This is a genomic window from Endozoicomonas sp. Z74 (assembly GCF_057680865.1).
In genome coordinates, this window is record NZ_JBLYZI010000017.1 from 68520 (window position 1) to 76641 (window position 8122).

At 49.9% G+C, this 8122-nt stretch carries 5 protein-coding genes; all 5 read left to right on the forward strand.

Annotation, left to right across the window (positions count from 1 at the left end; translation table 11 throughout):
• Positions 1–14 precede the first annotated feature (14 nt).
• The 5 genes from malE to ACNRUY_RS07350 all read left to right on the forward strand — a co-directional run bounded on the left by malE (position 15) and on the right by ACNRUY_RS07350 (position 7938).
• Positions 15–1280: a maltose/maltodextrin ABC transporter substrate-binding protein MalE gene (gene malE, locus ACNRUY_RS07330; RefSeq protein WP_488110998.1), complete on the forward strand. Its 1266-nt coding sequence runs from the start codon at positions 15–17 to the stop codon at positions 1278–1280.
• Positions 1281–1472: 192 nt separating this feature from the next.
• On the forward strand, positions 1473–2597 hold the full coding sequence (locus tag ACNRUY_RS07335; RefSeq protein WP_488110999.1) for a MalM family protein: 1125 nt from the start codon (positions 1473–1475) through the stop codon (positions 2595–2597).
• 37 nt (positions 2598–2634) lie between these two features.
• Positions 2635–4497 (forward strand): maltodextrin glucosidase, encoded by a 1863-nt coding sequence (gene malZ / locus ACNRUY_RS07340; protein WP_488111000.1) that lies wholly within the window; start codon positions 2635–2637, stop codon positions 4495–4497.
• A gap of 274 nt (positions 4498–4771) precedes the next feature.
• Positions 4772–6973, forward strand: coding sequence for a 4-alpha-glucanotransferase (gene malQ, locus ACNRUY_RS07345; RefSeq protein ID WP_488111001.1), 2202 nt, complete (start codon positions 4772–4774; stop codon positions 6971–6973).
• A 182-nt stretch (positions 6974–7155) separates the two neighbouring features.
• Positions 7156–7938: a hypothetical protein gene (locus tag ACNRUY_RS07350; protein WP_488111002.1), complete on the forward strand. Its 783-nt coding sequence runs from the start codon at positions 7156–7158 to the stop codon at positions 7936–7938.
• Positions 7939–8122: the final 184 nt, after the last annotated feature.

Here is an 8122-nt window from a genome sequence, read left to right on the forward strand (position 1 = left end):
TCGGCAGTCATTCGTTGTCCGGTTTTCCTGTCTGGAAAGCCGGGGTGACTTCTATCCGGAAGTCGATATTGACCATTGAAAGTGTGGAGGGGGAAATGGGAAAGAAAACGGTATTAACCACCGTAGCGGCTGCAGCGGTTTTATCCGCTTTCTCAATGACTGCAGGGGCGTTTTCTGACAGTGAACTGGTGGTCTGGGTGGGAGGCGACAAGGCGCACCGGGGCATTCAGACCGTAGGGAAGCAGTTTGAGGAGGACACCGGAATTAAAGTCAGGGTGGAGATCCCGGAGAACCTGACGGATCGTTTTCAGCAGGCAGCCGCTACCGGGCAAGGGCCTGATATCGTGATGTGGGCCCACGACCGTTATGGTGAGTGGGCTCAGTCCGGGCTGTTGGCGGAAGTGAATCCATCCTCGCAGTTTCGTCAACAGCAGGACGATTTTGCCTGGAAGGCTACCAGCTTTAATGGCAAAACCTATGGCTATCCTATTGCCATTGAAGCGATCAGCCTGATTTACAACAAGGATTTAATCAAGCAGCCGCCAAAAAGCTTTGAAGAGATGTTTGAGATGGATAAAGCCTTCAGAGGCAAAAAAATATCCACCATTTTATGGGATCAGGCAAATCCGTACTTTTCTGCTCCCATGATCTTTTCAAATGGAGGGTACTCCTTTAAAGAAACCAGAATGGGTTTTGATACCAAAGATGTGGGAGTGAATAATCCGGGTGCCAAAAAAGGCGCCGCCCTTTTTCAAAAGCTGATTGACCAGGACGTTTTGCCAAGGGGAACCGACTACGGAGTCATGGACGCAAAGTTCAATAAGGGCGAGGCGGCCATGATGATTACCGGTCCCTGGGCGTGGAGTAACCTGGATAAAAGCGGTATTCATTATGGGGTGGCGCCACTGCCTGAGATTGACGGCAGTCCGACACGGGCTTTTGTGGGGGTCTGGGCGGCAGCGGTTAACCGGGCTACGCCTAACAAGGCACTGTCTACTGAGTTTCTGGAACAGTATCTCCTCAGTGAACAGGGGCTTGAAACCATGAACAACGATGTTCCCCTGGGGGCAGTGGCCAACAGAAAATTCATGAAGCGTCTGGCCGCTGATGAGCGCATTGCGGCCACCTACCAGAACGCGGTTAATGGTTTGATTATGCCCAATGTTCCTGAAATGGGTAAGTTCTGGGACTCGATGACAACCGCGCTGAGCAATATTGCTTTCGGACGACAAAAGCCTGATGAGGCCCTGGATGATGCCGCAAGAAAAATACTGAATTGATCTGGAAAAGAGCTGAAGACATTGCTCTTTAAATACGATTTGCTTCCCTGTTCTCCTGTGTGGGGAAGCAAAACGTTCCCTTTGTTTGTGTAATCGTTTTCAGATTTTTGTATGAGTAATCGTCGTTTAACGAGGATAGACTGTTCCCGGTATATTTCTCTTGTTTTCAGGACGTATCCTGAGGAGTAATGGATGAAACGTTTAGCGCTTGCAGCGGCTTTGTCAGTGCTGGCAGGTTGTGCCAGCACGGTGCCTGCCCCGGATCAACCGGCGCAGCCTGTCCAGAAAATCCAGGCTCAGGCGGCTTCGTCTTTGTCTGAGTTGAACTATGTTCCCCTGCAGGTTTTCAGCAAAGCCGTCCAGGTTGAAACAGTTATTAATGAGCAGTCCCAGTTTCTGAATGTTCAAGGCGATGTGACTGCGGTAGTTGCCTGGAAGCTTCCTGATTATGGGGTGAATGAATTTCAGCTGGAATCCTTCGTCCACCGAACCGATTTTGGCAATAAGGCCAGTGCTTTTATGGCGGAGCTCTGGCTGTTGGATGATCGCTTTGAGGTGATAAAAAAACTGCCTGCACAAGGGCTGGATTATGGTCATAAAACCCGGTTTTCCCGAGAGGCGTTGACGGAACAGTTTGTCATTGATAATCGTAAGTCTTTTCAGAGAAAACCGGTTTATATCGTTGCATTGACCACGCCTGAAGCCCGTGAGCACCGGGTAATGGTGGCAAACCTGGATGCGGAGTACGCCAAGGTTAAGGGCGTCATGCCGCCACCGGTGCCTGATGTTTTTGCTACGGCGGCTGAGCAGGGAGTCCTGCGGTTGACGGTGACGCCGTTGATCAGTCACTCCAATTATGCGCCCGCAATAAAAAAACCGGCGGTGCCTGATATTGTGCCAACGGCTGCTGTTCAAAACACCCATGAAAACGGAGCAGGCCAGATCCATTCTTCTGGACCGGCGGCTTCTGGACAAATAGCTTTTAACTCAGAGCTGGAAAAGCGGGCGCAGGTGTTTTTGCAGGGCGTATCACAGGCTCTGGCTGATCAGGACACCGGCAAGGCCATGGCACTGCGCAGAGGGCTGAAGCGTACCCAGGCCGAGTTGCAGTTGTTGTTTGAATCCAGCTATGGAACAGGCCATGAAGCATTGGCTTTGAAGCTGAAAGAATATCCCCTGAGCAAAGATAATCCGACCATCGACCAATATTTAAAGCACGCTCTGCTTATGGAGCTGCAGGGGGGGCGGTCCCAGTCAGCCCTGGCGTTGCTGGATCGTTCGGAACAGCTGATCTGGCAGGTGGACCAGTTGTTTTAAACCGGCAGGAACAGTGCCAGATCCATAGGAATAGAGCATGAGTGCAGCTGATTTTTCTCCTTTTCTTCACCATGGTCAGGGTTGCGACTGGGTTACGTTGGACGGTGACCGTTTGCAATTGACCATGGTCACAGAAGCCGGGCTATCCTTTGGAGGCATATGGCTGCGTTGTGAACCCGATAATGAGGAATGCCTTGTTGAAATGCGGCGGGGGGCACTTTGTGGTCGGCGGCAGTTCTGGCACGGTGATATTCCCCTGAGCTCCCATGTCGATACGACGCTGTACTGTTTTAAGTTAATCACAGAAAGCGGGCAGTGGTGGCTCCACGGTGGCGGTGTCTCCCGGAGAATGCCGGGTCTCGAAAGCCACTTTCGCTACAATGCCCGTCATCAGCCACCTGACTGGGTCAGACAGCAGCTGTTCTATCAGATATTTCCTGACCGGTTTGCCAATGGTGATCCATCGATTACGGTGAGTTCCGGGGAGTACTGTCTCCGTGGTGACCAGCGGCCCACCGTCAGAAAAGAGTGGGAGGATCCGGTTTCATCCCATGGCCAAACAGGCCCCAGCGAGTTTTTCGGTGGGGATCTTGCCGGTATAGAAAGCAAGCTGGACTATTTACAGGATTTGGGCATCACGGCCTTGTATCTGAATCCTATCTTTACAGCGCCCAGTAATCATAAATACGACACAACGGATTATCTGACCATTGACCCTCACCTGGGGACAAACGAGCAATTTTCCGGGATGGTAATGAATCTCCATGACCGGGGTATGAGAATTGTTCTTGATGCGGTCTTTAATCATACCTCTGCAGACCATCCATGGTTTGATAAATATGGGCGTAATGATACAGGCCAGGAACCCGGTGCCTATGGTAACCCGTCTTCCCGGTACAGGGAGTTTTATCAGTTTACGGGCAGCTCGAATGACTATGTGGGTTGGAAGGACCTTGCTTCCCTGCCCAAGCTCAATTTCACCAGCCCTGATGTGCGTGAATACATTTATGACGGTGAACATTCCGTTATTAAACACTGGTTGCGTGCACCCTACGGAATTGATGGCTGGCGTTTTGATGTTATCCACATGCTGGGAGAGGGAGCCGGAGCCAGGCATAACGACCATTATGTGAAAGCTTTTCGGGCATCGGCGAAATCTGTCAATAAAGAGTGCTATGTGCTGGGAGAGCATTTCTTTGAGGCCAGTGGCTGGCTTCAGGGAGACCAGGAGGACGGCGCCATGAATTATTTTGGCTTTGGCCATCCCGTCCGGGCTTTTCTCTGCCAAAAGGACATCGCTTATCACCCCTGTCAGCTGGATGCCGGTGAGCTACGGAAGTGGCTGGATGAGGCCCGTGCCAAAATTCCCTGGCTGAATCAGTTGTCACAGCTGAATCAACTGGATAGCCACGACACCATGCGGTTTCTGACCCTTGCTGGAGGAGACCGTCAGTCAGTGCATCTTGGGTTGCTCATGCTTTTCGCTTATGTAGGGACTCCCTGCATTTACTATGGCACTGAGGTTGGCCTGGCCGGGGGCATGGACCCGGATAACCGGCGCTGTTTTCCCTGGAGCGGTAAGGAGTCTAAACACGAAACATTCCAGTGGATTCAGCAGTTAGCCCGGCTGAGAAAACAGTACACTGCCCTGCAGGAAGGGAGTTTTCAGTGGTTATATGCCCAAAATCAACAGTTGGGTTTTGCCAGAACGCTGGGTGATGAGCGGGTTGTTTGTCTGCTTAATGCATCAGACAGTCCGGTTGAGTTGGTATTACCGTTGTGGCAGGCAGGCTGGACGGAAGGGGTTGTCAAAGACTGTCTGTCTGGAAAAGAGTTCCAGGTGATTGAGGAAGGGTGCCGGATTGTCCTGGCAGCCAAAGAGGGTATGTTACTGGTTTAGGTTGGCCGTGAAAACATTTTGCTACCCCGCTTTTTTGGAGAAGCAAAATGTTTTTCTTTCCCTATGAGTTGTTGTTTGTGGCCCAGTTTCTTTGCCCTGTTTCAAAGTAGATTGTTGTTTTTACAGGTGCTGTTGTAAAAGACTCCTCTTTTATGATCGTGATCAAAAGTCGACTCCTCATTCATTTTGTTTGTATTGGCTTCGCTTATTTTTTTATTGGCGGATCGGGGCACCTTTCAAAAGAAATTAAAAAGTAATTTGGGGTTTAGTAAAAATGAAGGTTGAGTTGATCGAGCAGCTGGCAGAAAGTGTTGGCATGACCGGAGAATACAACGACTGGGCTGGAAGGCCGGTTAAAGTGCCCACTGAAAAAAAGGTACCCCTGTTAAAAGCCATGGGGTTGCAACTGGGTTCAGAGGAAATCATCGCAGAGCAGCTGGAGCAGGCTGAAAGGAAAAGGTGGAGTGCAGTATTGCCGCCGGTAGTGGTTCTTCATTCTGGCCGGGTTTTTCAGGTTGAGGCACACCTGCAAGCCAGTCGCATCCGGAAAACCCTTAAGTTGGATGTGCTGCTGGAAAACGGCAAGCGTCGTTCGCTGGTGCTTTCCTTAACGGCGGGAGATTTCCGTGAAACAGCGCGAAAAAAAATCGGCAGAAGCACTCAGGTGCGTTTACGGATCCAGCTGCCGGAGGATCTACCTCATGGTTACCACCGGATGGCTATCAGAGGCAAAGAGGCAGGTAAAGATGCCGGGGAATGCCCACTGATCATTGCTCCAGAAACCTGTTATGAGCCCAAACCACTGGCGGATGGACAGAAGATATGGGGATCCAGCATCCAGTTGTACACCCTTCGTTCTCAGCGTAACTGGGGGATGGGGGACTTTACCGATCTCAAAAATGCTGTTGTTGCCCTGGCTCAAAAGGGAGCCCATATTGTCGGCCTTAACCCGATTCATGCCTTGTATCCAGCGGGGCCTGAACATTGCAGTCCATACAGTCCTTCCAGTCGGAACTACCTGAATCCATTGTACATCGATGTGGAATCCGTGGATGAGTTTGAGCACTGTGAAGCAGCCAGGGCTGTCATGGCTGAGCCGGCGTTTCAGGAGGCACTGGCCAGGAACCGGTCGGCGGACTACGTGGATTATCCTGGCGTGGCTCACCTTAAAATCAAAGTGCTGGAAGCGCTGTATGAAACATTTCTGACTCGGCATCTCAATGCTAAAACCGCCAGGGCTAAGCAGTTCAAGGCCTTTTGTCGTGAGCGTGGTGTCAGCCTTGAGCGCCAGGCGCTGTACGACACGCTTTTTGAACATCACCTTGAGCAGGATCGTCACGCCTGGGGCTGGCAGCATTGGCCTGAAGCATTGCAGGCACCGGACAGTAAAGCGGCCAGGGCTTTTGTCAAAGGGAATAAAGAGCGAGTCCGATTCTATACCTGGCTCCAGTGGTTGGCGGACGGCCAGTTGGAAGCCGCTCAATGTGCAGCCAGAGACGCAGGCATGATGGTAGGGCTGTACCGTGATCTGGCGGTGGGTGTTGACAGAAGTGGTGCTGATGTTTGGGCGGATCGCCACCTTTATTGTCTGGAGGCCAGCGTGGGGGCACCGCCGGACGGTGTCGCGCCTCAGGGGCAGAACTGGGGGTTACCACCTTTCAATCCCTGGTCTTTGCGGGAGAATGCCTACCGCCCGTTTATTGAGATGGTTCGCTCCAATATGAGCCATTGCGGAGCCCTGCGGATAGATCATGTGATGGGGCTGTTGCGCCTCTGGTGGTGCCCCAACGACAAGACCGCAGACTATGGCTGCTATGTTCGTTATCCCCTTGAGGACCTGCTGGGCATCATCAAGCTGGAAAGCCAGCGTCATCAGAGCCTGGTATTTGGTGAGGATCTGGGAACCGTACCGGATGAAATTGCCGAGGCGTTGCTTCCGGCCCTTTTCTACTCCAACACTGTAGGGTTATTTGAAAAGCTGGAAACGGATCGCTTTACAGCAACGACTGATTTCAAGAGCAAGGCCCTGGCCTGTATGTCCAACCACGATATTCCAACCTTGCTGGCCTGGTGGAACTGCCTGGACCTGGACCTTCGCCATGAGCTTGGCATCTATGATGAGGCGCGTTGTCAGAAGGAAAAACAGGAACGCCACGAAGCCAAGGTGGCGCTGTTGAAAACCCTGGCGGATATTGGCGAACTGCCTCCGGGCATGGATCCGGAAAGAATGGAGACCATGGCCTATTCGCGGGAGTTGATGGAGCGCCTGCATTATTACCTGATGCGTTCTGAGGCCCAGATCAGTGTGATTCAGCTGGAAGACTGCCTGATGCTGGATACTCCTGTGAATGTGCCGGGTACCTGTGAAGAGTATCCAAATTGGCGTCGTCGCCTGACTGTGGATGCCGGTGAGTTACTTCAGCAAGAGCCTATGCAGCGGTTTCTGGACAATGTGAATATTATTCGGGCTGCTTGAAAAAAGCTTATCAAAAGAGAGTGCACTTAAAAAAAGACCGACCATTGCTTCAAGATTGACCTGGCTTTCCTTAATAAGGAGGTCGGGTTTTTAATTTGGGTTTTCGGGTTTTGAATTTATTTTGTTTTTGGTTGTCATATATAGTTAGTCAAATTTAATTATAAATATGAGCGGGGTGATGTATGCCTGGAGTTGTAGATGGTTTCGGAAGAGCAGAAGCTCGCCAAAATATAGATCAGCATCAAATAGTAGAATATAATTCAGAGCCAAATGATGCTTTGGGTCGTGTTCGGCAGTTCTGTGGTCGTGCTGTTGATTTTTGTACAACATTGGATCGGAGTCTGAGTGATTTGGCACTCGGAACCTGTTTATTGGTAGCGCTATCAGTAAGAACTATAGCTGGTGTGGTTACTCTTGCTCGTTTTCATGGGGTTTTGGCCATGGAACGCATTGTTTTAAATCCGTTAAATGAACTTATTTCAGATCCTTTAGTTGATAGGCCTGATCAAATAGCACTTGGATTTGATGATTATATTGAACTTGAAGAATTTAAAATGCAATGCTTGTTGTGGAATAGCAAACAGAGATCTGAAGAAAGTGGTGGTGACAATATTTCTAAACCCTTTGTTTTCAAGTGTAAAGAAATACTTAAAGCGCACCTCAAAAGAAAAGAGATTTTGAAAGATGCCTGGGAAAACGCTCTGTCAAAACTGAGTAAAGGTAAGGGTGGGGGTGAAGCTGCAAAAGAGAAGCCGGCGTTAACAGCCTCTCCTGTAAGTGATGAGGAATATTTAATATCTATAGTGCATGATGATCTTGAGTGTGATAATAATGAATTTAGTGAAAAAATAAATAAGTGGGGTGCTGTTTTGATGAAGATGCAAGCTCATTTTGATTCGTTCAGCAAAGAATCAAAAAGTGATGTAGAGTGGATGAGTAAGTTGAGCAGTCTATTGAAAGTATGATTTGCATTAGTTCAGATCTGATCTGACAATTCCCTCTTCAAAAAAGGGGCTGTCAGATGTAGTAGTTCAGACCTGATCTGACAGTCACCGATTTTTCAGAGGGTGTCTGTCAGGTCAAATTCAGGCTACAAATTTTTCCTTCCAGATCTCTTTGCCATCTATCAGAGTTTCCATTGGCGTTCTT

What these genes read in the sequence shown, in the direction of transcription:
- ACNRUY_RS07335 (WP_488110999.1), top strand. Translation starts at nt 1,473, where the DNA reads ATGAAACGTTTAGCGCTTGCAGCGGCTTTGTCAGTGCTGGCAGGTTGT.
- malZ (WP_488111000.1), top strand. Translation starts at nt 2,635, where the DNA reads ATGAGTGCAGCTGATTTTTCTCCTTTTCTTCACCATGGTCAGGGTTGC.
- malQ (WP_488111001.1), top strand. Translation starts at nt 4,772, where the DNA reads ATGAAGGTTGAGTTGATCGAGCAGCTGGCAGAAAGTGTTGGCATGACC.
- ACNRUY_RS07350 (WP_488111002.1), top strand. Translation starts at nt 7,156, where the DNA reads ATGCCTGGAGTTGTAGATGGTTTCGGAAGAGCAGAAGCTCGCCAAAAT.